General features: G+C 59.4%; 27 protein-coding genes. 5 read left to right on the top strand and 22 right to left on the bottom strand.

The window, feature by feature from the left end:
• Positions 1 to 204 precede the first annotated feature (204 nt).
• A complete protein-coding gene (locus IWX85_RS07395) occupies positions 205 to 660 on the bottom strand; it encodes a cytochrome c (RefSeq protein ID WP_196869294.1) in 456 nt (151 codons plus the stop codon).
• Positions 661 to 840: 180 nt separating this feature from the next.
• Here IWX85_RS07395 and IWX85_RS07390 point away from each other — a divergent pair, with 180 nt between their 5' ends.
• Together IWX85_RS07390 and IWX85_RS07385 are read left to right on the top strand one after the other, a co-directional pair.
• Positions 841 to 1,527 carry a cytochrome b/b6 domain-containing protein gene (locus IWX85_RS07390; RefSeq protein WP_196869293.1) on the top strand — a complete coding sequence of 229 codons (687 nt, stop codon included), beginning with the start codon at positions 841 to 843 and terminating at the stop codon, positions 1,525 to 1,527.
• Between the two features lie 57 nt (positions 1,528 to 1,584).
• A complete protein-coding gene (locus IWX85_RS07385; protein ID WP_196869292.1) occupies positions 1,585 to 2,073 on the top strand; it encodes a GNAT family N-acetyltransferase in 489 nt (162 codons plus the stop codon).
• Positions 2,074 to 2,234: 161 nt separating this feature from the next.
• Here IWX85_RS07385 and IWX85_RS07380 read toward each other — a convergent pair whose 3' ends face one another.
• From IWX85_RS07380 to rpsL, 16 genes are all read right to left on the bottom strand, one after another.
• Positions 2,235 to 2,741 (bottom strand): peroxiredoxin, encoded by a 507-nt coding sequence (locus tag IWX85_RS07380; protein ID WP_196869291.1) that lies wholly within the window; start codon positions 2,739 to 2,741, stop codon positions 2,235 to 2,237.
• A 184-nt stretch (positions 2,742 to 2,925) separates the two neighbouring features.
• The gene (rpsQ, locus tag IWX85_RS07375; RefSeq protein WP_036807019.1) at positions 2,926 to 3,195 is read right to left on the bottom strand and encodes a 30S ribosomal protein S17; all 270 of its coding nucleotides are present in this window, start codon (positions 3,193 to 3,195) and stop codon (positions 2,926 to 2,928) included.
• Complete coding sequence (rpmC, locus tag IWX85_RS07370) at positions 3,195 to 3,398, bottom strand: 50S ribosomal protein L29 (RefSeq protein WP_036807021.1); 204 nt, start codon at positions 3,396 to 3,398, stop codon at positions 3,195 to 3,197. Before rpmC ends, rpsQ begins: the two co-directional genes overlap by 1 nt.
• A 16-nt stretch (positions 3,399 to 3,414) precedes the next feature.
• A complete protein-coding gene (gene rplP, locus IWX85_RS07365) occupies positions 3,415 to 3,831 on the bottom strand; it encodes a 50S ribosomal protein L16 (protein WP_029526555.1) in 417 nt (138 codons plus the stop codon).
• Between the two features lie 24 nt (positions 3,832 to 3,855).
• Positions 3,856 to 4,761 carry a 30S ribosomal protein S3 gene (gene rpsC, locus IWX85_RS07360; protein ID WP_036807023.1) on the bottom strand — a complete coding sequence of 302 codons (906 nt, stop codon included), beginning with the start codon at positions 4,759 to 4,761 and terminating at the stop codon, positions 3,856 to 3,858.
• 8 nt (positions 4,762 to 4,769) lie between these two features.
• The gene (gene rplV / locus IWX85_RS07355) at positions 4,770 to 5,099 is read right to left on the bottom strand and encodes a 50S ribosomal protein L22 (protein WP_011799641.1); all 330 of its coding nucleotides are present in this window, start codon (positions 5,097 to 5,099) and stop codon (positions 4,770 to 4,772) included.
• Positions 5,100 to 5,108: 9 nt separating this feature from the next.
• Entirely contained in the window at positions 5,109 to 5,387 is a 279-nt protein-coding gene (gene rpsS, locus IWX85_RS07350; protein WP_007866503.1) for a 30S ribosomal protein S19, read from the bottom strand.
• 9 nt (positions 5,388 to 5,396) lie between these two features.
• Positions 5,397 to 6,221, bottom strand: coding sequence for a 50S ribosomal protein L2 (rplB, locus tag IWX85_RS07345; RefSeq protein WP_036807027.1), 825 nt, complete (start codon positions 6,219 to 6,221; stop codon positions 5,397 to 5,399).
• Positions 6,221 to 6,547, bottom strand: coding sequence for a 50S ribosomal protein L23 (gene rplW / locus IWX85_RS07340; protein ID WP_036807029.1), 327 nt, complete (start codon positions 6,545 to 6,547; stop codon positions 6,221 to 6,223). The genes rplB and rplW overlap by 1 nt, the downstream gene beginning before the upstream one ends.
• Positions 6,544 to 7,164 carry a 50S ribosomal protein L4 gene (gene rplD / locus IWX85_RS07335; protein WP_196869290.1) on the bottom strand — a complete coding sequence of 207 codons (621 nt, stop codon included), beginning with the start codon at positions 7,162 to 7,164 and terminating at the stop codon, positions 6,544 to 6,546. Before rplD ends, rplW begins: the two co-directional genes overlap by 4 nt.
• Positions 7,164 to 7,844, bottom strand: coding sequence for a 50S ribosomal protein L3 (gene rplC, locus IWX85_RS07330; protein ID WP_131422429.1), 681 nt, complete (start codon positions 7,842 to 7,844; stop codon positions 7,164 to 7,166). The genes rplD and rplC overlap by 1 nt, the downstream gene beginning before the upstream one ends.
• Positions 7,845 to 8,078: 234 nt before the next feature.
• Positions 8,079 to 8,393 carry a 30S ribosomal protein S10 gene (gene rpsJ, locus IWX85_RS07325; protein WP_007838118.1) on the bottom strand — a complete coding sequence of 105 codons (315 nt, stop codon included), beginning with the start codon at positions 8,391 to 8,393 and terminating at the stop codon, positions 8,079 to 8,081.
• Between the two features lie 27 nt (positions 8,394 to 8,420).
• Positions 8,421 to 9,611, bottom strand: a complete 1,191-nt coding sequence (gene tuf, locus IWX85_RS07320) for an elongation factor Tu (protein WP_036807038.1) — start codon at positions 9,609 to 9,611, stop codon at positions 8,421 to 8,423.
• A 147-nt stretch (positions 9,612 to 9,758) separates the two neighbouring features.
• Entirely contained in the window at positions 9,759 to 11,861 is a 2,103-nt protein-coding gene (fusA, locus tag IWX85_RS07315) for an elongation factor G (protein ID WP_036807043.1), read from the bottom strand.
• Between the two features lie 206 nt (positions 11,862 to 12,067).
• A complete protein-coding gene (rpsG, locus tag IWX85_RS07310) occupies positions 12,068 to 12,541 on the bottom strand; it encodes a 30S ribosomal protein S7 (protein ID WP_011799634.1) in 474 nt (157 codons plus the stop codon).
• A 205-nt stretch (positions 12,542 to 12,746) separates the two neighbouring features.
• Complete coding sequence (rpsL, locus tag IWX85_RS07305) at positions 12,747 to 13,124, bottom strand: 30S ribosomal protein S12 (RefSeq protein ID WP_011799633.1); 378 nt, start codon at positions 13,122 to 13,124, stop codon at positions 12,747 to 12,749.
• Positions 13,125 to 13,350: 226 nt separating this feature from the next.
• Here rpsL and IWX85_RS07300 point away from each other — a divergent pair, with 226 nt between their 5' ends.
• Positions 13,351 to 13,599, top strand: a complete 249-nt coding sequence (locus tag IWX85_RS07300) for a hypothetical protein (RefSeq protein ID WP_196869289.1) — start codon at positions 13,351 to 13,353, stop codon at positions 13,597 to 13,599.
• 592 nt (positions 13,600 to 14,191) lie between these two features.
• Here the strand turns inward: IWX85_RS07300 and IWX85_RS07295 are convergent.
• The 5 genes from IWX85_RS07295 to IWX85_RS07275 form a co-directional block, all read right to left on the bottom strand.
• Positions 14,192 to 15,400: a D-alanyl-D-alanine carboxypeptidase family protein gene (locus tag IWX85_RS07295; RefSeq protein ID WP_231379603.1), complete on the bottom strand. Its 1,209-nt coding sequence runs from the start codon at positions 15,398 to 15,400 to the stop codon at positions 14,192 to 14,194.
• A gap of 91 nt (positions 15,401 to 15,491) precedes the next feature.
• Positions 15,492 to 16,136: an alpha/beta hydrolase gene (locus IWX85_RS07290; RefSeq protein ID WP_196869288.1), complete on the bottom strand. Its 645-nt coding sequence runs from the start codon at positions 16,134 to 16,136 to the stop codon at positions 15,492 to 15,494.
• A 130-nt stretch (positions 16,137 to 16,266) separates the two neighbouring features.
• Positions 16,267 to 16,650: a ferredoxin gene (locus IWX85_RS07285; RefSeq protein WP_231379602.1), complete on the bottom strand. Its 384-nt coding sequence runs from the start codon at positions 16,648 to 16,650 to the stop codon at positions 16,267 to 16,269.
• Positions 16,651 to 16,661: 11 nt separating this feature from the next.
• Complete coding sequence (locus IWX85_RS07280) at positions 16,662 to 17,903, bottom strand: VanZ family protein (RefSeq protein ID WP_196869287.1); 1,242 nt, start codon at positions 17,901 to 17,903, stop codon at positions 16,662 to 16,664.
• Positions 17,904 to 17,979: 76 nt separating this feature from the next.
• Positions 17,980 to 18,402 carry a CopD family protein gene (locus tag IWX85_RS07275; RefSeq protein WP_196869286.1) on the bottom strand — a complete coding sequence of 141 codons (423 nt, stop codon included), beginning with the start codon at positions 18,400 to 18,402 and terminating at the stop codon, positions 17,980 to 17,982.
• Positions 18,403 to 18,870: 468 nt separating this feature from the next.
• On the opposite strand from IWX85_RS07275, the gene IWX85_RS07270 reads away from it, so the two are divergent.
• Both IWX85_RS07270 and IWX85_RS07265 read left to right on the top strand, forming a co-directional pair.
• On the top strand, positions 18,871 to 19,113 hold the full coding sequence (locus IWX85_RS07270) for a hypothetical protein (RefSeq protein ID WP_231379601.1): 243 nt from the start codon (positions 18,871 to 18,873) through the stop codon (positions 19,111 to 19,113).
• On the top strand, positions 19,110 to 21,317 hold the full coding sequence (locus IWX85_RS07265) for a hypothetical protein (RefSeq protein ID WP_196869284.1): 2,208 nt from the start codon (positions 19,110 to 19,112) through the stop codon (positions 21,315 to 21,317). The genes IWX85_RS07270 and IWX85_RS07265 overlap by 4 nt, the downstream gene beginning before the upstream one ends.
• Positions 21,318 to 21,341: the final 24 nt, after the last annotated feature.

Raw genomic sequence — 21,341 nt, 5'->3', positions numbered from 1 at the left:
TCAAGCAGGGGCCGCGGGACTGGCTCCGCCAGACCGCAGGCGCAGCGGCCCCCTCGGGGGCAGGGAGCTGCACGCAGCGAACGACCGTGGGGGCAAGGCACCGCTTTACTCAGGCAGGGGCCGCGGGACTGGCTCCGCCAGACCGCAGGCGCAGCGGCCACCTCGGGGGGCAGGGAGTTACGCGCAGCGAACGACCGTGGGGGCTTATTTATTCCGGAAAGTATCGTGGCAGGATTTGCAGGTGTCGGCCGTTGCCGCAAACGAGGTCTTCAGTGCGTCCAGATTTCCGGTCTTGGTGGCGGCGGCCAGTTTGTCGGCTTCAGCCACCATCTTGTCGCCTGCAATCTTGAACTTGGCCTGCTCTGTCCAGACTTCCGACATGGCCTTGCTGCGGGGATCCTTGTCGGTACCGGGACCAAAACCGACCCATGGCAACCTGGCCATCACGGCGACCAGATGGGCATTTTCCTCCGCCACCTTGGCATCGAACGGCACCTTGCCGTTGGCCATGGCGCCCAGGCGGCCAAAATGCGTGCCCATGACGGACAGCGCGCTCTGGCGGTATTTGACGGCATCTTCAGGCTTGGCGAACTGGGCCGCGACCGGGGCGGCCATGAGCAGCAAGGTAGCCGCAGCGGCAAGGCAGACAAAAGTTTTCATGCGATTCCTCGTGATTTTCAAGAGTGGTCAGAACGACAACACTGCTACGCTTGTTGCCGGACTGCTGGAGTTTAGCCAGTGCCCACAAGTTCCGCTGGAACTTGTCGACCGCGGGAAGGCACCAACGCGCCAGCGCCCAACTGGGCGCGTCTTTGCTACAAAAAATAAATCAGGTGACGGATGTACAACCACCAAACACTGACCAAGGTACGCGTCTGGGACCTGCCGACGCGGCTTTTCCACTGGGGACTGACCATCGGCATCACCGGACTGGCCATCAGCGGCACGGTCGGCGGAAACGCCATGGCCTGGCACTTCCGCTTCGGTTATGCGGTGCTGGCACTGCTGCTGTTTCGCATCGTCTGGGGGCTGGTCGGCGGCCGCTGGTCACGCTTTGGCGCCTTCATCTATGCGCCGCAAAGCCTTATCGACTATCTCAAAGGCAAGGGCAAGCCAGAGCACAACGTCGGCCACAGCCCGGTCGGCGCCCTGTCGGTCTTTGCGATGCTGGCGTTCCTGGTGCTACAGGTCGGCAGCGGTCTGGTCAGCGACGACGAAGTCGCTTTTGCCGGGCCACTGACGGCCTTCGTCTCCAATGCCACCGTCAGCCTGGCGACAAACTACCATGCAAATATTGGCAAATGGATACTTCTGGGCCTGGTGGTGCTGCACATCGCGGCCATCGTGTTTTACCTTCTGCGCAAGCACAATCTGGTGCAGGCAATGGTGCATGGCGACAAGGAACTGGTGCTGCCAGTGCCCGCCTCGCGTGATGACCTGGCGTCCCGCACGGCAGCGTTGCTCGTCTTCACGCTGTGCGCAGGACTGAGCTATTGGATTTCCACACTGGAACACGTCGCCTTCTGAAAAGCACATCCGTGGCATGGCGCTAAACTGGTGGCCGTTTTCCCTCCAAGCGACACCGTGCCACGACCCACCCTCCAGTTCATCACGCCCGATTCTCCCGACTGGCTGGCTGCCACGCGGCAGATCTTCACCGAATACGCCATGCAGCTGGGCATTGACCTGTGTTTTCAGAATTTCGATGACGAACTGGCCGACCTGCCGGGTCAATACAGCGAACCCCGGGGCGCCTTGCTGCTGGCGCTCGTGGATGGAGAAATCGCAGGCTGCTGCGGTTTGCGCGCCCTGGATTCGGTCGACTATCCGAATGCAGCTGAAATGAAACGGCTGTATGTGCGCAAGGCGTTTCGCCGCTTTGGCCTGGGCCGGCAACTGGCCGAAACGATGCTGGACCAGGCGCGCATGGCGGGCTACCAAAGCGTGCTGCTCGATACACTGAACGACATGGAATCTGCGCGGGCACTGTATGCCGACCTGGGCTTTGTGGACATTCCGCCCTACTATCACAACCCCATGGCAGGCGCCCATTACCTGATGGTTGATTTATAAGCCAACTTTAAAAAATGGCTGTTGCACACGTTCCCATTGCACATCGGGCTATTAAAAACATAGTAAATCTTCAAAAGGCATGAGGTGCAAGCTGGAAAACATTCGCCATGAAAAAAGCCGCCTGGTTCAAGAACCGGCGGCTTGGCTAAGCAGAGCGGATGTCAGGCAGTGGCCTGAGCCAGTAGCGTTTCGGCGTCGCTGACTTCAAATTTTCCCGGGCCTTCGACGTTCAAGCTCACGACCTTGCCGTCCTTCACCAGCATGGAGTAACGGTTGCTGCGCAGTCCCAGTCCCTTGCCATTCAAGTCCAGCGTCAGGCCGGTGGCCTTGGCAAAAGCGGCATCGCCATCGGCCAGCATGCGCACCTTGCCTTCGGTTTTCTGCTCGCGCGCCCATGCGCCCATCACGAACGCGTCGTTCACGCTGAGGCACCATATTTCATCAACGCCAGCGGCCTTTAACTCGGCAAACTTCATCGCATAACCTGGTACATGTTTGGCCGAACAGGTCGGCGTGAAAGCGCCTGGCACGGCAAACAGTGCAATGGTTTTGCCGGCTGTGGCCTGCGCCACCTCGACCGGATTCGGGCCCAGGCTACAACCGTTGGCTTCAACTTGGACATACTCCATCAACGTGGTTGCTGGAAGGGTGTCGCCTACTTTAATCATGGATGCTCCTGGTTTTGTTTTCAACGAAAAATCACGTTGTAACGCGCATTTTGTCCTACCGGAAGAAGCACCGGGCTACTGCGGTCTTTGGCCCCACACTGACCGGCTTATTGCCCGAAGTCCACAACAAAAAAGGCCCACAAAGTGGGCCTTTTTAAGAGCGCATCACGCCAAGTCCTGCGACTTAGACGATAGCGGCCTTTTGTACCAGACGGGTCACAACCCAGTTCTTGGTCTTGGAAATAGGACGGCTTTCGGTGATCTCGATCACGTCGCCCGTCTTATACTCGCCCTTTTCATCATGAGCGTGGTACTTGCTGGACAAGGAAACGATCTTGCCATAGAGCTCGTGCTTCACACGGCGTTCGACGAGGACCGTGACGGTCTTGGCACGCTTGTCACTGACCACCTTGCCAACCAGGGTGCGCTTGAGGGATTTTTTAACTTCCGTCATTATTTTGCTCCTTGTTTGACGATGGTTTCGGCCAAAATAGTTTTGGCGCGAGCGATGGCGCGGCGCGTCGAGCGCAGCGTAGCCAGGTTGGTCAGTTGCTGCGTGGCTTTTTGCATGCGCAAGCCAAAGTGGGCTTTTTGCAGCGCATTGACTTCGGCTTTCAGGCCGTCAACATCTTTTTGGCGCAATTCAGTAGTGTTCATTTCTTCATTCTCCTGATTACTGGCCGATCATGCGGCTGACGAACGTGGTACGCAGCGGCAGCTTGGCAGATGCCAGGCGGAACGCTTCGCGGGCCAGTTCTTCAGTCACACCGACAATTTCGAAAACGATCTTGCCGGGCTGGATTTCAGCCACGTAGTACTCTGGATTGCCTTTGCCGTTACCCATGCGCACTTCAGCGGGCTTTTGGGAAATCGGCTTGTCCGGGAAGACGCGGATCCAGATACGGCCGCCACGTTTGACGTGACGGGAAATCGCACGGCGTGCGGCTTCAAGTTGGCGAGCAGTCAGGCGGCCACGATCGGTGCACTTGAGACCGAAGTCACCAAATGCAACGGTGTTGCCACGGGTGGCGACACCCGTGTTACGGCCTTTTTGCTCTTTGCGGTATTTTCTGCGAGCGGGTTGCAGCATTTAAATTCTCCGTGAGTAGACCGATTACTCGGTCTTGGCACCGTCAGCTGCTGCAGCTGGCGCGGCTTTGCGGACGCGCTTAACGGTGTTGTTCGGGGCTTCGGCGCCAGACGCCTCGGCCGGCTTGTCGCTGCCGTCAGCCGGTGCGGTGTTGCCACCGACCGCACTGCGTGGTGCGCGCGGGGCACCGCGAGGCGCTCCACGGTCCGGACGGTCACCCGGACGGGCGTCACGACGCGGGCCGCGCGGCTTGCGCTCTTCGTCAGCCACTTCGATCATCTTGGCGCCTGTGCCGTCGTTGCGGCCCAATGTGTCGCCCTTGTAGACCCAGACCTTGACACCGATGATGCCGTAGGTGGTCTGGGCTTCCGAGGTGCCGTAGTCGATGTCAGCGCGCAGGGTATGAAGGGGCACGCGACCTTCGCGGTACCACTCGCAACGAGCGATTTCGATGCCGTTGAGGCGACCCGACGACATAATCTTGATGCCCAGGGCACCCAGACGCATGGCGTTTTGCATGGCGCGCTTCATGGCACGGCGGAACATGATGCGTTTCTCAAGCTGCTGGGTGATGCTGTCGGCGATCAGCTTGGCATCGATTTCAGGCTTGCGAACTTCTTCGATGTTCACGGCAACCGGCACGCCCAGCTGGCGGCTCAGTTCCTTCTTCAGGGCTTCGATGTCCTCGCCTTTTTTGCCGATGACAACACCCGGACGTGCCGAGAAAATCGTGATGCGGGCATTCTTGGCAGGGCGCTCGATCAGAACGCGCGACACAGCGGCATTCTTCAGCTTTTTCTTCAGGTACTCGCGCACCTTGATGTCTTCGGCCAGCATGCCGGCGAAGTCACGGTTGTTGGCGTACCAGCGGCTGGACCAGTTGCGGCTGATGGACAGCCGAAAACCGGTTGGGTTGATTTTTTGTCCCATGTCTGCCCTTAGTTTCCAACGACCACGTACACATGGCACGTAGGCTTGCTGATGCTGTTGCCGCGGCCTTTGGCGCGCGCGGAGAAACGCTTGAGCGTGGCGCCTTGTTCGACGTAGATGGTTTTCACCCTCAACTCGTCGATGTCGGCACCGTCGTTGTGTTCAGCGTTGGCGATGGCGGACTCGACAACCTTCTTGATGATTCCAGCAGCTTTTTTCTGCGTGAAGTTCAGGATGTTGAGTGCTTGATCCACTTTCTTGCCGCGGATCAGGTCAGCGACCAGACGGCCCTTGTCGACCGACAGACGAACGCCCCGGAGGGTTGCACGTGTTTCCATGGTCTTTCCTTACTTTCTCACAACTTTTTTGTCAGCCGGATGACCTTTGAAAGTCCGGGTGAGTGCGAACTCACCCAGCTTGTGGCCAACCATTTGATCGGTGATGTAGACGGGGACGTGCTGCTTGCCGTTGTGCACGGCGATGGTCAGGCCGATGAACTCGGGCAGGATCATGGAGCGGCGCGACCAGGTCTTGATCGGCTTTTTGTCTTTGTTGGTAACGGCTTTATCGGCCTTTGCTACCAAATGATGGTCGACAAATGGACCTTTTTTCAGTGAACGTGTCATTTCCTGCCCTTACTTCTTGCGACGCGAAACAATCATCACTTGCGTGCGCTTGTTGTTGCGGGTGCGGTAGCCCTTGGTCAGGTTACCCCATGGATCGACAGGATGGCGACCTTCGCCGGTCTTGCCTTCGCCGCCACCGTGTGGGTGATCGACCGGGTTCATGACCACACCGCGAACGGTCGGGCGAATACCCATCCAGCGCTTCACACCGGCCTTGCCGAGGCGGCGCAGGCTGTGCTCTTCGTTGGCAACTTCACCAATGGTGGCGCGGCATTCAATGTGAATCTTGCGAACCTCACCGGAGCGCATGCGCACCTGGGCATAAGTGCCCTCGCGCGCCAGCAGCGTCGCAGATGTACCGGCGGAACGCGCAATTTGCGCACCCTTGCCGATTTGCATCTCGATGCAGTGGATCGTCGAGCCCACGGGAATGTTGCGGATAGGCAGCGTGTTACCGACGCGAATCGGTGCTTCCGAACCGCTCAGGATCGTGGCACCGACTTCAAGGCCGCGAGGGGCAATGACATAGGCGCGCTCGCCATCGGCGTAGCAGATCAGCGCAATGTGGGCCGTGCGGTTGGGGTCGTACTCGATACGCTCGACCTTGGCCGGAATGGCATCCTTGTTGCGTTTGAAGTCAACCACGCGGTAGTGGTGCTTGTGACCACCGCCCTTGTGGCGAACCGTGATGTGTCCGTTGTTATTACGGCCGGACTTCTGGAACTGAGGTTCGAGCAGCGGCGCGTAAGGCTCACCCTTGTGAAGGTGATCCCGGGAGATCTTCACCATGCCGCGCATACCCGGCGAGGTGGGTTTCATCTTAATGACAGCCATTATGCAGACTCCCCACCGAGGTTCAGCTCTTGACCGGCCTGCAGCGTCACGTAGGCTTTGCGCAGGTTGTCCCGGCGGCCGACAGACTTGCCAAAGCGCTTGGTCTTGCCTTTGATGTTCAGTACGGCCACAGCCTTGACGTTTACCTTGAACATCAATTCCACAGCGGCCTTGATTTCGTATTTGGTAGCGTCCTGCAGGACCTTGAAGGTGACCGAATTGGATTTTTCCGCAATCATCGTGGCCTTTTCAGACACGATGGGAGCGACCAAAACCTGCATCAGGCGGCCTTCGTTGTATTTGGTTTGGGCGTTCACGGCGCTCATGCAAACATCTCCTTCAGTTGGTCCATGGCGGCCTTGGTCACCAGCACCTTTTTGTAGTGCACCAGGGACAATGGGTCGGCATAGCGGGGCTCAACAACCAGGATGTTGACCAGGTTGCGCGATGCCAGGTACAGGTTTTCGTCAACCTGATCAGCAATCACCAGCACCGAATTGAGGTTCATGGCCTTGAACTTGTCAGCCAGGACTTTCGTCTTGGGTGAGTCCACAGTCAGCGAATCAACCACAGCCAGGCGGCCTTCGCGCGCCAGTTGCGAAAAGATCGAAGCCATCCCGGCGCGATACATTTTCTTGTTGATCTTGTGCGTGAAGTTTTCATCAGGCATGTTTGGGAAAATACGACCGCCGCCGCGCCACAATGGCGAAGACGTCATGCCTGCACGTGCGCGACCCGTACCCTTTTGTTTAAAAGGCTTCTTGGTCGAGTGACGAACCTGCTCACGGTCCTTCTGCGCACGGGTGCCTTGACGGGCATTGGCCTGGAAGGCCACGATCACCTGGTGAATCAGGCTTTCGTTGTATTCACGACCAAAAACGGCGTCGGACACGTCCACTTTGGACGATGACAGACCCTGGTCATTCAGGAGTTCGACCTGCATCAGTTCGCTCCTTTGGCAGCGGTTGGTTTGGCCTTGATGGCGGCGCGAACCGTCACAAAACCGCCTTTGGAACCAGGCACAGCGCCACGAATCATCAGCAGCTGACGGGCTTCGTCAATACGCACGATGTCGAGGTTTTGCGTGGTGATGGTGCAGTCACCCATGTGACCCGTCATGCGCTTACCGGGAAAAACGCGACCGGGATCCTGCGCCATACCGATGGAGCCGGGCACATTGTGCGAACGGCTGTTACCGTGCGACGCGCGCTGCGACTTCATGTTGTGACGCTTGATGGTGCCGGCAAAGCCTTTACCGATAGACGTGCCCTGCACATCCACCAGCTGACCCACAGCGAAAATATCGGCTGCAGGTACAACCGTGCCTGCAGCGTATTTGCCTGCGACGTCAGCCGTCACGCGGAATTCTTTCAGGATCTCACCAGCTTCAACACCTGCTTTTGCAAGGTGGCCGGCGGCCGGCTTGGTCACGCGCGATGCTTTGCGCGATCCAAATGCCACCTGGAGGGCATCGTAGCCGTCATTTGCTTCGGTTTTAACCTGGGTCACACGGTTGTTGGACACATCCACCACTGTGACAGGAACTGTGTCCCCATCATCAGTGAACAGACGCATCATGCCCACCTTGCGGCCCAGCAACCCGAGGGAGTTGCTCAGACTCATGATTTTCTTTCGTAACTTCCACCGCTGCGACTTCAATTGGCCACAGACGTTTTGATGTGAAAGACTGTTAATAAAACTGCTCCCAAATTCATGTGCTTTTGACGGCAAATTCAGGACAGCCCAAAATTATAGCGCAGACTGCCAAAAATGGCAAATCTGCGCTAAGGATAGAAAATACAGCAGGTGCGCTGTTGGATTTGCACCCAACAACAACAGCCCGCCTTGATTTTTTGTTTACTGCAGCTTGATTTCGACGTCCACGCCAGCAGGCAGGTCGAGCTTCATCAATGCATCAACGGTCTTGTCCGTCGGGTCGACGATGTCCATCAGGCGCTGGTGCGTGCGGATTTCAAGCTGATCGCGGCTCGTCTTGTTGACGTGGGGCGAACGCAGAATGTCGAAACGCTTCATGCGGGTCGGCAAAGGCACGGGGCCCTTGACAATCGCACCGGTGCGCTTGGCGGTGTCAACGATCTCGGCGGCTGACTGGTCAATCAGTTTGTAGTCAAACGCTTTGAGACGGATACGGATTTTTTGCTTGGTGGCCATGGTAATTCCTTGGATTAGTCTGGGGAATTACGCGAGGATCTTGGCCACAACGCCAGCGCCTACGGTACGGCCGCCTTCGCGAATGGCGAAGCGCAAGCCTTCTTCCATGGCAATCGGATTGATCAGCTTGACGGTGATCGACACGTTGTCGCCAGGCATGACCATTTCCTTGCCTTCTGGCAACTCGATCGCGCCCGTCACGTCCGTCGTGCGGAAGTAGAACTGGGGACGGTAGTTGTTAAAGAAAGGCGTGTGGCGCCCGCCCTCGTCCTTGGACAGGACATAGATCTCGCCGGTGAAGTGCGTGTGCGGCTTGATCGTGCCGGGCTTGCACAGCACTTGACCACGCTGCACGTCTTCACGCTTGGTGCCGCGCAGCAAGATGCCGACGTTGTCGCCAGCCTGGCCTTGGTCGAGCAGCTTGCGGAACATTTCCACGCCGGTGCAAATCGTCTTTTGCGTGTCGGCAATGCCGACGATCTCGATTTCTTCACCAACCTTGACAATGCCGCGCTCGATACGGCCGGTCACGACGGTGCCGCGGCCGGAGATCGAGAACACGTCTTCCACAGGCATCAGGAAAGCGCCGTCAATCGCGCGCTCCGGCAATGGAATGTAGTTGTCCAGGGCGTCGGCCAGCTTCATGATGGCTTCTTCGCCCAGCGGGCCCTTGTCGCCTTCAAGGGCGAGCTTGGCAGAACCGTGGATGATCGGGGTGTCGTCTCCCGGAAAATCGTACTTATCGAGGAGCTCGCGCACTTCCATCTCGACGAGCTCAAGCAGTTCGGCGTCGTCCACCATGTCGCACTTGTTCAGGAACACGATGATGTAAGGTACGCCGACCTGGCGGGCCAGCAGGATGTGCTCGCGCGTCTGGGGCATCGGGCCGTCAGCAGCCGAGCACACCAAAATCGCACCGTCCATCTGGGCTGCACCGGTGATCATGTTTTTCACATAGTCAGCGTGGCCTGGGCAGTCAACGTGGGCGTAATGGCGCGCAGCCGTTTCGTACTCGACGTGGGCGGTGTTGATGGTGATGCCGCGTGCTTTTTCTTCCGGCGCCGCGTCAATTTGATCGTAAGCCTTGGCTTCGCCGCCAAACTTGGCCGCCAGCACGGTGGCAATCGCCGCCGTCAGCGTGGTCTTGCCATGGTCAACGTGGCCGATCGTGCCAACGTTGACGTGCGGCTTGGTCCGCGAAAATTTCTCTTTTCCCATTTCCAACTCCAGTAAAGAACATGCCCGTGACAGGTTTAACGTTTGCACTGTGTTGCTGATTCCATCACCACGGGCAGTGAAGGGCACACAATCGCAGACATGAAAATTTTGATGCCTGCATTTTTCAATGCAGTCATCGGCTTGGGTTTACTTCGCGCGAGCAGCCATGATGGCTTCTGACACATTGCGCGGCGCTTCGGTGTAGTGCTTGAACTCCATCGAGTAGGTTGCACGGCCTTGCGTTGCAGAGCGCAACGTGGTCGAGTAGCCAAACATTTCGGACAAAGGCACTTCGGCCTTGATAACCTTGCCGCCACCAATCATGTCTTCCATACCCTGCACCATGCCGCGGCGTGAGGCCAAATCGCCCATCACGTTGCCGGCATAGTCTTCGGGCGTCTCAACCTCAACCGCCATCATCGGCTCAAGAATGACCGGGCTAGCCTTGCGGCAGCCTTCCTTGAAACCAAAAATGGCCGCCATCTTGAATGCAAGCTCGTTCGAGTCCACGTCATGGTAAGAGCCGAAGTGCAGCGTGACCTTGACGTCAACCACCGGGTAGCCGGCCAACACGCCCGCCGTCACGGCTTCGTTGATGCCCTTTTCGACGGCAGGAATGTACTCACGCGGCACCACGCCACCCTTGATGGCGTCGATGAACTCGATGCCCTTGCCCGGTTCGTTCGGCTCGATCTTGAGCACCACGTGGCCGTACTGGCCCTTACCGCCCGATTGACGAACAAACTTGCCTTCGGCATCTTCGATGGTCTTGCGGATGGTTTCGCGGTAGGCCACTTGCGGCTTGCCGACGTTGGCTTCCACACCGAACTCGCGCTTCATGCGGTCAACAATGATTTCCAGGTGCAGCTCGCCCATGCCGGCAATGATGGTCTGGCCCGATTCTTCATCAGTCTTGACGCGGAAAGATGGATCTTCTGCGGCCAGGCGCTGCAGGGCGATGCCCATTTTTTCTTGGTCAGCCTTGGTTTTTGGCTCAACGGCCTGGGCAATCACCGGCTCAGGGAACACCATGCGCTCCAGCATGATGATCGCATCCGGATCGCACAGCGTTTCGCCAGTGGTCACGTCTTTCAGGCCCACGCAGGCGGCGATATCGCCAGCGACAATTTCACTGACTTCCTGGCGTTCATTTGCGTGCATCTGCACGATTCGGCCAATTCGCTCTTTCTTGCCCTTGATGGGGTTGTAAACGGTGTCGCCTTTTTTCAGCACGCCGGAATAGACGCGTACAAAGGTCAACTGGCCGACGAACGGGTCGGTCATCAGCTTGAAGGCCAGCGCCGAGAATTTCTCCGAGTCGTCAGCCCTGCGGGTGACCGGCTCTTCATCATCATCGGTGCCCTTGACTGGCGGGATGTCGATTGGCGAAGGCATGAAGTCAATCACGGCGTCCAGCATGCGCTGCACGCCCTTGTTCTTGAAAGCAGAACCACAGTACATCGGCTGAATTTCGCTGGCGATGGTGCGCGTGCGGATGCCAAACTTGATCTCTTCTTCAGACAAATCACCTTCTTCAAGGTATTTATTCATGAGCTCTTCGTTGGCTTCGGCAGCAGCCTCGACCATCTTTTCGCGCCATTCCTTGGCCAATTCCAGCAGTTCGGCTGGAATCTCACGGTATTCGAACTTCATGCCCTGCGACGCCTCATCCCAGATGATGGCTTTCATCATGATCAGGTCCACGACGCCGGTGAAGTTTTCTTCAGCGCCGATAGGGATGACCATGGGAACAGGGTTGGCTTTCAGACGCAGCTTCATGCCCTCAACCACCTTGAAGAAGTTGGCGCCGGTGCGGTCCATCTTGTTGACAAAGGCCAAGCGCGGCACTTTGTACTTGTTGGCTTGACGCCAAACGGTTTCAGACTGTGGCTGTACGCCACCCACTGCGCAGTAAACCATGCAGGCGCCGTCCAGCACACGCATGGAACGCTCGACTTCAATCGTGAAGTCCACGTGGCCCGGGGTGTCGATGATGTTGATGCGGTGCTCCGGGAAGGATGAGTCCATGCCTTTCCAGAAGCAGGTGGTTGCAGCAGAAGTGATCGTGATGCCACGCTCTTGCTCCTGCTCCATCCAGTCCATGGTGGCTGCGCCGTCATGAACTTCACCAATCTTGTGGCTCACCCCGGTGTAAAAAAGGATGCGCTCGGTGGTGGTGGTCTTGCCGGCATCGATGTGCGCGGAAATACCGATATTGCGGTAGTTTTTAATGGGGGTAGCGCGGGACATAAATTACTTTCAGTTCGGTGTTGCGAACAAAGACTCGTTGCCAAGATACTTCTCTTGATTTTCTACGCGTCTGCCGGCCGGGCGCTTTTGGCACCGAGCCGGCAGAAGTTGGGGTTGAACCATCAGGATTCAAGGATTTTGGTTCCTTGAAGATCCGATCAGCAACCCTTCAAATCAACACGCAGTCAACACTGCAATCGATTGAATTAGAAGCGGAAGTGGCTGAAAGCCTTGTTGGCTTCGGCCATGCGGTGAACTTCGTCACGCTTTTTCATGGCGCCGCCACGGCCTTCGGTGGCTTCCATCAATTCATTGGCCAAGCGCAATGACATTGATTTTTCGCCGCGCTTCTTGGCCGCCTCCTTCAACCAGCGCATGGCCAGGGCCATGCGGCGGACAGGACGCACTTCAACCGGCACCTGGTAGTTTGCACCACCGACGCGGCGGGACTTCACTTCAACCATGGGCTTGATATTGCCAATGGCCATATGGAAAGCCTCCAGCGGATCTTTGCCGGGGTTCTTTTTCTCGATTTGCTCCAGGGCGCCATAAATGATGCGCTCTGCGACGGCTTTCTTGCCGCCTTGCATGATCACGTTCATGAATTTGGCAAGATCGACATCGCCAAATTTTGGATCAGGAAGAATTTCACGTTTAGGGACTTCGCGACGACGTGGCATTTTTTCACCTCTTTGCTTCAGTTGGCGCTGCTTTCGGCAACACCGCGAGAGTTAGCAAACCCTCACTTACTCGACCGGCGCAAACAATTTGCACTTGGGTCACTTCGCTCAACACACCGGCCAGGGTGAATCAAGCACTTTTTTTTGAAAAAACCTTTGACAGCTTCTTCGGGCGCGAACGGTGAAGTTCGAACCGATGGGCCAATTACTTGGCTTTTGGACGCTTGGCGCCGTACTTGGAACGCGACTGCTTGCGGTCTTTCACGCCTTGCAAGTCGAGCGAGCCACGAACGATGTGGTAACGCACACCTGGCAAGTCCTTGACACGACCGCCACGAACCAGCACGACGCTGTGTTCCTGCAGATTGTGGCCTTCGCCGCCGATGTAGGAAATGATTTCAAATCCGTTGGTCAGGCGCACCTTGGCGACTTTACGCAAAGCGGAGTTTGGCTTTTTAGGCGTAGTGGTGTACACACGGGTGCAAACGCCACGGCGCTGTGGAGAATTCTCCATTGCGGGGCTTTTTGACTTGATCTTTTCGACCTCGCGCCCCTGACGGACTAACTGATTGATGGTTGGCATTGGAAACGTCCCTAAACGTCTGAAAACGGTATAAAACTGCGAAAAACTTCCCCGCACCAAAAGCGGAAAAGCTTTCGATTGTATGCGGGATGCCGAAAAATCTCAAACAGTTGTTTTGGCCAAGGCAGCGTGGGTCTTGAGGGCCAGGCACAAGCCGCGTTCATTACCCTGGCCAACATACCGAACGACCAAGGGTTTGTTCTTTCCATAATTGGCTTGATAGGCCATGCACAAAAATGAACATCTACCGATCGGCCGAGGTCAAAAAAAATCTCTTTTGATCTTTATAGCCTCCGGGGAAGTGCCCATCACCACGCATTTGTTGCAACAAAACGCCCCTCGGGTGGATGAGCGCATGTTTGTCAATGACCGGGCACCCTGGACGATGGGAGTTCAATTGCTGGAAGTCATGTCGGGCATCGCGCTGCTGTCGATGACGGTGTGTGAAGACATGCTCAACGGTCAGCGGACCTGACAAGGCAGACTGATTTCGGCACTCGCCGATTCGGATTTTTCCTTCGCCTGCAACTTCTACAAGGCGAGGACCGCGGCTTCGGGCTCCCGCATGGTTACGGCCCCGGCGCGTCCAGGCGATCTGCGACCGCCAGCTGGCGTTCCGCTGATTAAGCGGGCATCCAGCTGCCGGAAATGGATTCAATGGCAAGCTGGCAATTGCCCCTGGTTCGAAACCGCCGCAGGAACGGATGGCCATCAAACGGCCTGCCCTTGGCGACCTCGAACCGATCGAGCAAGCCAGCGCCACAAGATCAGCGCGCTGCGGCTGCAGCGCCTGCACGACACGCTGAGCATGCGCATGGCCATGCGACGCGTTGCCGCAACGCTTTACATGCCAGGGGGGTTCATCCTGGCGACCTGCAGCAGTTTGCCGACCTGTCGAAATTTCCATTCACTGCCAAGAACCAACAGCTGCACGACCGCCGCATCAGCGGCACCTGCACCTGCACCTGCACCTGCATCGGGACCGGCCAAGACATGGCGGCGGGCAGAATCCGGCATTTGCTTGCGTTCGGCTTCAGGCGAATGCGCCAGGACAAGGATTCTCGCGCTTATTTGATCCAGAGCCGAATCGAGTCCCAAGCCCGGCCAATGATGCCGGCTTCTTCCACCGAGGCCAGCGCCATCAGCGGCACTTCGGCCATGGGCACGGGGTCGTCGCCATTCATGATCTTCAGGCTGCCGACCAGCTGACCCTTCTTGAACGGCGCGACCAGCGGCTCGGGTCGGGCCACCTGGGTCTTGAGCTTGGACGCGGTGCCGGCGGTCACGGCCACCACAATCGCTTCCGGGCGGCCCAGCTTGACGACGGCGTCCTTGCCTTTCCAGACCGCAGGCGTGACCACGGCCTGGCCGGCGTCGAACAGCTTGACCGCCTCGAAGGCGGTGTAGCCCCAGTTCAGCAGCTTTTGCGTTTCATTGGCGCGGGCGCTGTCGCTTGAAGCGCCCAGTACGATGGCCAGCAAGCGCCGTTCGCCGGCCTTGCCGGCCGTGCCCAGGTTGGGAAATTCGCGTCGGGCCGTGGCAATCATGCAGTAGCCCGCGGCATTGGTATGGCCGGTTTTCAGGCCATCGACCGTCGGGTCGCGAAACAGCAGCGTGTTGCGGTTGGTGTCGTTGGTCGCCGGCGTGCCGGGATAGCGGTACTTCTTGATGGCCGAGTAGCCGATGTAGTCGGGGAAGTCGCTCATCAGGCGGGTGGACAAAATGCTCAGGTCGCGTGCCGTGGTGGTGTGGCCGGCCTCGGTCAGGCCTTCGGGGTTCTTGTAGCTGGTCGAATTCATGCCCAGCGCCTTGGCCTGCTGGTTCATCAGCTCGACGAAATGCTCGGCCGTGCCGCCCACGCCCTCGGCCAGCGCCATGGTGGCGTCGTTCCCGGACTGCACGATCATGCCCTTGATCAGGTCCTCGACCGGCACCTGCATCTTGGGGTCGATGAACATGCGCGAACCCGGCATCTTCCAGGCGCGGGGGCTGACGCCGAAGGTTTGGGTCAGGGTGATTTTTTTCGACTTGAGCGCATCGAACACCAGGTATTCGGTCATCAGCTTGGTGAGAGAGGCCGGCTCGACCGGCGAGTCGATGTCCTTGGCGGCCAGGATCTGGTTGGCCGTGACGTCGAGCAGCAGATAGGAACGGGCAGCAATTTCGGGCACCTGCGGCGCCTGGGCATGGGCTGCGGGCAGCGCTACCGAAACAAACAGGACGAGGGTGGCGGCCAGGCCGCGCAGGCCGGCAGGGGCCTTGAGGAAGCAGTGCATGGAAAAAACCGGTTGGTGAAAGTCGAAAAATTTTGAAAGGGCGAAAGCACCGGGCAGGCGCAAGAGGCAAACCGCGCCGGCTCGGGACACTTCAATCCGTGGGCGACGCCAGGTGACAGGTCACCAGGTTTTTGAGCAGCGGCAATTGTCCGTGAAAGAAATGACCGACCCCGGGCACAACCGTAACAGGAAGTGCCTGCGGCCGCGCCCAGTCCATCACGTCGGCCAGCAGCACCGTGTCGTCCTGCTCGCCATGCACCACCAGCGTGCGGTTGTGCGCCGCGCTGTCGATGGGCGCGGCCGGGGCGCGGCTGACGCTGGTGCCAACCAGGACGAGTTTTTCAATCGGCCGGCCGGCCTGCAGGCGGGCAAAGGCATGGGTGGTGACAAAGGCGCCGAACGAGAAACCCGCCAGCGCCAGCGCCGCCTGCCCCTGGCCAGCGGGCGCGGCATGCTGCACCACCGCCAGCAGGTCTTCCAGTTCACCCCGGCCTTCGTCATGGCTGCCGGCGCTGCCGCCAACGCCGCGAAAGTTGAAGCGAACGGCAGTCCAGCCGGTCTGCACAAAGGCGCGGGCCAATGTCTGTACCACCTTGTTGTCCAGCGTGCCGCCGAACAGCGGATGCGGATGGGCGATGACAGCGATGCCGCGCGAGACGCCCGCCGGCAGGTCCAGGGCAATTTCCAGCGCACCGGCCGGGCCGGCGATGCTGGACTTCTGGGTTTTGGAGTTCATGCAAACCGCTTTCTCTCGTTCTTTTTGGAGCATTTAGCTGCTATGCAAATAATAGCAGCTTGTACCCACTGGTATTGCGGAAATGGCTTGAATCATGCCATTTTTACCGATCCGGCCGTCGCGCCGGCCCTCACCGCCCCAGGTGCGGCGGCGTCAGCAGGCGTTCGACCACCTGGCCGTTTTTCAGGTGCGACTCGACAATCTCGTCGATGTCGCTGGCGTCCACATAGCTGTACCAGACGCCTTCCGGGTAGACCACCGCTACGGGCCCAGCAGCGCAGCGGTCCAGACAGCCGGCCTTATTCACCCGCACCTGGCCCGGCCCGGACAGCCCGGCGGCCTTGACCAGCTTCTTGCAACGGTCAAAAGCCTGCTGGGCGCCCTGGTCGGCGCAGCATTCTTCGCCCTTGTCGCGCTGGTTCAGGCAAAAGAAGATATGCCGTTCATAGTAGGAAGGAGCCAGAGCAGCCGGGGCGGCTTCGGGCAGGGGATGGGGCACGGTGGAAAGGGTCATAACGGCAAATTTTACGTTTCACCGGCGCCCGCTTGCGGCTCCCGGGCGGAAATCCGCGCCAGCAGACAGGCCAACGCGGCATACGGCCACAGCCAGCCCAGCCACTGCGCCAGGCCGTAAAACTGGATGAAGCGGCCTTGCTCCCAGATTTGCAGTGTCTGGGCAAAGTAAGGATCGGCAGGCGCCTGGTTGAGCAGGCCCAGGTGCACCGCCAGCGCCAGCAAGGCCAGCGCAGCCGCAGCCCGGCGTGGCACGGCCAGCAGCAGGGCCGCCAGCACCACGCCCAGGCCGATGCCGGCGCGCACCGGCGCATCCAGCCAGGCCCAGGCATGTTCGGGTCCGTAGCTGAGGGCCGCCGACAGGGCCGACGCACCCAGCCCCACCGCCAGGGCGACAGCAGCGAACACCGCGCGCTGGCCCAGCCGGCGGATCACGCAATAGCCCAGCAGGCAGGGAATCAGCGCGCCCAGCGCCACGCAGAACAATTCGGCCAGCGGCACCAGCGGCTGGAGCTCGACCTCGCGCACCGGCAGCCATTCCAGGAAAGGCGTGTCGGCCAGCGCATCGGCCAGCGCCGACTCCAGCCGTTCGAAAACCTGCCCCAGCCCCATGGGGACCGACGCCGGAAACAGCAGGGCCGGTGGCCAGAGCAGCAGCAGCACCAGCACACTGCGCGCATCGGCTGAAAACCAGCGCGCCCGCACGCGCCTCCAGCGGTCGATCACGCCGGACCGTTCCAGCGCCAGCGCGCAGCAGGCCCCAAGCCAGGCGCCCAGCGTGTTCAGCGCGAAATCAACATTCGAAGGAATACGCGACGGCAGGTAGTTCTGCAGCGTTTCCATCGCCAGCGACAGCAGGCCGGCGCCCAGTACCGAAACACTGACCGCCCAGGCCACGCGCCGGCTGTGCAGCGCCGACATGGCCAGCAAGAACCCGAGCGGTGCATACCCCAGCAAATTGATGCCGACGTCAAAGCCGGTCCAGTACTTCGGCAGGGGTGAAGCCAGGAAGCGCAGCGGCGAAAGCCCCTGGTTGCGCCATTCCGAAAACGGATACAGGCTGGCATAAATGATCAGGCAGACCAGCGCCAGCGCCAGCGGCCAGGCCGTGGTGGCGGTTGCACCTCCGAGGTGCTCACGGCGCTTCGCTGCGTGCGGTTGCGCCCCCGCTTCCAGAAGAATTGGCACACCCCCATCGTCGTCACTGCGCTTCGCTTCGTGTACTTCCTTTCCCCCTTGAAGGGGGCGAAGCATGGCATCCGGCGAAGCCGGCCTGCCTGCGTCTGCTGGCGAAGAAGGGTTTGCCACGTCTTGCTGAAGTGGATCGCCGTCAGAACGGCTTGACCACCACCAAAATGACGGCAGCGACCAGCAGCAGCACCGGCACTTCGTTGAACCAGCGCATCCAGACATGGCTGCGGGTGTTGCGGTTGGCGGCAAAGCCTGCCAGCAGGCGGCCGCAGGCATGGTGGTAGCCGATCGCCAGGACCACCACGACCAGCTTGGCATGCATCCAGCCGCTGCCCCGGCCGATGCCGTAGCCCAGCCACAGCCACAGGCCCAGCACCAGCGCCGGCACCGCCAGCACGGTGGTAAAGCGCATCAGCTTGCGGGCCATCAGCATCAGGCGCTCGCGCTCGGCAATGCTCTGGGGCGCCACCATGGCCAGGTTGACAAAAATGCGCGGCAGGTAGAAAAGCCCGGCGAACCAGCTGGCGATGAAGACGATGTGAAACGATTTGATCCAGAGCATCCGCGTAGTTTAGTCCCCCATGTTTCCCCCGCCTGCCATGACCATGGCGCCGCCCGGGCACTGCCTGCCCCCCAGGAAAACCTTGCGCCACTCCCGCGTTCCGGGGCCTAAAGCAAGTGCTGCCAGAAAAAATTGCAGCCGATGAAAAAAGCCCCTCCGAACCTCGATGTGCACTGGAAAAAATCCCGCCAACGCGAACTCCGGGCGCAGATGAAACCCGTGATGGCATGGAGCCTGTCAGGCAAATTCTGACGACCGTCAACGAACCTGGCTGACCCAGCGCGGCTTGATTGCAGCGCCCGTGTCCAGCAGGAACCAAGGGGTGAACAAAGTCCGGGTGGGCAGTCAAAGCGACGGATTAAATTCTGGAAGGTCCCTTACAGAATTCCTACACGGATAGCTGACTTTTTCTCACACGACTTGCGCTGGATATTTTTTAAATTTTCTTGGTGTTGCATCAACCACCTTGTGAAAGTTTCCCGGAAAGCGTTCATCGCGGTATCAAAAGCCACGCTGTTTGACGCAGACCACGCACTGGCGATCCACGCCAAAGAGCAGAAAGATCATCTGCAGGAAATCTCCCTGCAACAACTCGTCATCACAGCCTTCCCGTGCTCACCGCCATTGGCCCAGTTGGGTGGAAACAGGCGGCCACCGTTTCTTTGCGATTGCGTTGCCATTTCTCATCCATTCAAAGGACCAGTCACATGAAAAAGATCAATTCATTACTTGCCGCGCTGGTACTTGCGGCCGTGGGCGGCTGCGGTGGAGGGAGCAGCAACGATCCGGTGGCCTCCGTCCCACCCCCGACAGCGCCAGACCCAGCGAAGGACCCCGCGCAAGTCAGGGCCGAATACCTGCAGTTTCTGGAAAAAAACTCGATGCTCTATCAGGCCAATCTGGTGGCCGCTCCGATCTCGGGCGACGGGACGCAATGGCGCAAGGAGTTCGGCACGCCCAAGCCGCAAGCGGCCCGGGACCTGGCCTCGGTGTGGCTGTTTCGCTATCCGCTGTCCACGATCCCCAATGAAGGCTCGACGGTCGTTGCCACTTGGGCGGACCCGACGTTCTGGACTGCTGCGAAGGACGTCGGGGTCAAGCTGCTGCGTACCAATCCGGTGCAACGCTCGGGTGGAATCGTGGAAAAGGAATTCACCCCGACGGTGGACGGTTTCTTTGACCGCATCGGCTACACCATTGCGCCGGAGCTCGGGAACGATGATCAATTCCGGCAGCTGGTTGCCAATGCCAAGGAGAACGGTGCAACGGTCGGCAGCGATCTGGTGCCTACGCATTCTGGCCTGGGGCCTGACTTCTGGCTGGCCGCGCGTGGTTACAAGGACTACCCGGGCCTGTACAGCATGGTCCAGATCCCGGAGCAGCACTGGGGACTTCTGCCGGCGGTCAACGATATCTGGAGCAGTGAATTCGTGTCGATTCCCAACGCCAAGAAGCTGAAGGAACTGGGATTCATTCCCGGCGTCTTCAGTGTTGCCGACTCTGACCCGGATGCCAGCAAATGGAGCGGCTGGAGAGCGCTGGCGCCCATCGTCGGCGCTGACGGCAAGACGCGGCGCTCGGTTTATGCGCACGTCTTCAAGCCGGCCCAGCCGCTCTACAACTGGCTTGACCCCAGCTTCAACGCGCAACGCCTCAACGTCGGCGATGTCGCCAACCATATCCTGAACCGCGGCGTATCGATGCTGCGCCTGGACGCCAACACCTTCCTTGGGCTCGAACCGCAAAATCCCGGCTCCGATGCGCAGATTTACCTGACCCCGCTGGCGAAGGTGGCCTCGACCGAAATCGCGATGGCAGCCCGCAAGCTCGGCGGATTCACCTACCAGGAGTTTGCCGGGCCGCTTGCGACACTGAAGGACTTTGCGCCGAACGGCCCGGACTTGTCGTACGACTTCTTCACCCGCGCCCAGGCCCTTTACGGCCTGATCAACGGCGATGCGCTGCCGCTGCGGCTGGCACATCACTTCCTGCTGGAGGCCGGCATCCAGGCGAACACGCTGGTTCATGATATGCAGAACCACGACGAGATCACGTTCCAGATGTTCGAGCTTGGCAGCAAAGGTGACTTCCAGTTCGAGGGCAAGACGCTCAACGGCGGGAAAATTCGCAAAGACATTCAGACGGCCATGCAAACCTCCGCCGGAGCCCGGCCTTACAACAAGCTCTATCGCGCCGCAGAGGACGGTATTGCCACCACATTCGCCGGTTTTATCGCGCCCGCCCTCGGCATCAACGACCCGTACAACGCCAGCCCCGCCGAGGTGGACCGGATCCGGCGTGGGCACCTGCTGGTCGCGCACGCCAATGCGATGATTCCAGGCGTGTTCTCCTTTTCGGAATGGGATGCCGTTGGAGCCCTGCCGATTCCGCTGGACAGCGTTCCGAAAAAGCTGACTGGAGGCGGGGACGTTCGCTGGGTGAACCGGGGTGGCGTGGACCTGATGGGCACCAGCACACGGACGACCACCGCGATCTTCGAGCTGCCCAAGGCCCAGTCGCTCTACGGCCCGCTGCCCCAGCAGCTGAAGGACCCGAACTCGTTCATGAGCGGAATCAAGAAGATGCTGGCGGCACGCGAGAAATACGGCGTCAAGGACGCAACGATGAATGCCGTTCCGCCTGTGACCAACGCCAGTGTTGCCGTGGTGGTCATGACGCTGCCTGATTCAAAGGGTCTGGCGATCACCGCGCTCAACTATGGACGCCAGGCGACGAGCGTCGAAGTCGATCTCACCCAGATCCCGCCGGGCATCCCGGCCGGAACGGTCGGGGGCGTGGCAGCCGTCGATGCCATCTCTGGCCAGAATGCAGGCACGGTGTCTGCCTCCGGCCTTCTCAAGATTGACCTGGAGAGCATTGCCGGACGCACGATTGTTGTGAAGCGGGGCTCCTAGGCAGGAAGACCCCTTTCCGACGGC

The organism is Polaromonas sp. CG_9.11, assembly GCF_015752225.1.
GTDB lineage: Bacteria > Pseudomonadota > Gammaproteobacteria > Burkholderiales > Burkholderiaceae_C > Polaromonas.
The sequence above is the reverse complement of the archived record's forward strand: the minus strand, read 5'-3'. Positions and strand labels throughout refer to the sequence as shown.

Bases quoted from the DNA above. Each gene is read 5' to 3' on its own strand.
- rpsC (WP_036807023.1), bottom strand. From the start codon at position 4,761: ATGGGACAAAAAATCAACCCAACCGGTTTTCGGCTGTCCATCAGCCGC.
- IWX85_RS07300 (WP_196869289.1), top strand. From the start codon at position 13,351: ATGCACAAAAATGAACATCTACCGATCGGCCGAGGTCAAAAAAAATCT.
- IWX85_RS07275 (WP_196869286.1), bottom strand. From the start codon at position 18,402: ATGCTCTGGATCAAATCGTTTCACATCGTCTTCATCGCCAGCTGGTTC.
- rplB (WP_036807027.1), bottom strand. From the start codon at position 6,221: ATGGCTGTCATTAAGATGAAACCCACCTCGCCGGGTATGCGCGGCATG.
- IWX85_RS07295 (WP_231379603.1), bottom strand. From the start codon at position 15,400: ATGCACTGCTTCCTCAAGGCCCCTGCCGGCCTGCGCGGCCTGGCCGCC.
- IWX85_RS07265 (WP_196869284.1), top strand. From the start codon at position 19,110: ATGAAAAAGATCAATTCATTACTTGCCGCGCTGGTACTTGCGGCCGTG.
- rpsL (WP_011799633.1), bottom strand. From the start codon at position 13,124: ATGCCAACCATCAATCAGTTAGTCCGTCAGGGGCGCGAGGTCGAAAAG.
- rpsS (WP_007866503.1), bottom strand. From the start codon at position 5,387: ATGACACGTTCACTGAAAAAAGGTCCATTTGTCGACCATCATTTGGTA.
- rplV (WP_011799641.1), bottom strand. From the start codon at position 5,099: ATGGAAACACGTGCAACCCTCCGGGGCGTTCGTCTGTCGGTCGACAAG.
- IWX85_RS07395 (WP_196869294.1), bottom strand. From the start codon at position 660: ATGAAAACTTTTGTCTGCCTTGCCGCTGCGGCTACCTTGCTGCTCATG.
- IWX85_RS07280 (WP_196869287.1), bottom strand. From the start codon at position 17,903: ATGCTTCGCCCCCTTCAAGGGGGAAAGGAAGTACACGAAGCGAAGCGC.
- fusA (WP_036807043.1), bottom strand. From the start codon at position 11,861: ATGTCCCGCGCTACCCCCATTAAAAACTACCGCAATATCGGTATTTCC.
- rpsQ (WP_036807019.1), bottom strand. From the start codon at position 3,195: ATGACGGAAGTTAAAAAATCCCTCAAGCGCACCCTGGTTGGCAAGGTG.
- IWX85_RS07285 (WP_231379602.1), bottom strand. From the start codon at position 16,650: ATGACCCTTTCCACCGTGCCCCATCCCCTGCCCGAAGCCGCCCCGGCT.
- rpsJ (WP_007838118.1), bottom strand. From the start codon at position 8,393: ATGGCCACCAAGCAAAAAATCCGTATCCGTCTCAAAGCGTTTGACTAC.
- rpsG (WP_011799634.1), bottom strand. From the start codon at position 12,541: ATGCCACGTCGTCGCGAAGTCCCTAAACGTGAAATTCTTCCTGATCCA.
- rplW (WP_036807029.1), bottom strand. From the start codon at position 6,547: ATGAGCGCCGTGAACGCCCAAACCAAATACAACGAAGGCCGCCTGATG.
- rplD (WP_196869290.1), bottom strand. From the start codon at position 7,164: ATGCAGGTCGAACTCCTGAATGACCAGGGTCTGTCATCGTCCAAAGTG.
- rpmC (WP_036807021.1), bottom strand. From the start codon at position 3,398: ATGAACACTACTGAATTGCGCCAAAAAGATGTTGACGGCCTGAAAGCC.
- rplC (WP_131422429.1), bottom strand. From the start codon at position 7,844: ATGAGTCTGAGCAACTCCCTCGGGTTGCTGGGCCGCAAGGTGGGCATG.
- rplP (WP_029526555.1), bottom strand. From the start codon at position 3,831: ATGCTGCAACCCGCTCGCAGAAAATACCGCAAAGAGCAAAAAGGCCGT.
- IWX85_RS07290 (WP_196869288.1), bottom strand. From the start codon at position 16,136: ATGAACTCCAAAACCCAGAAGTCCAGCATCGCCGGCCCGGCCGGTGCG.
- IWX85_RS07380 (WP_196869291.1), bottom strand. From the start codon at position 2,741: ATGATTAAAGTAGGCGACACCCTTCCAGCAACCACGTTGATGGAGTAT.
- tuf (WP_036807038.1), bottom strand. From the start codon at position 9,611: ATGGGAAAAGAGAAATTTTCGCGGACCAAGCCGCACGTCAACGTTGGC.
- IWX85_RS07390 (WP_196869293.1), top strand. From the start codon at position 841: ATGTACAACCACCAAACACTGACCAAGGTACGCGTCTGGGACCTGCCG.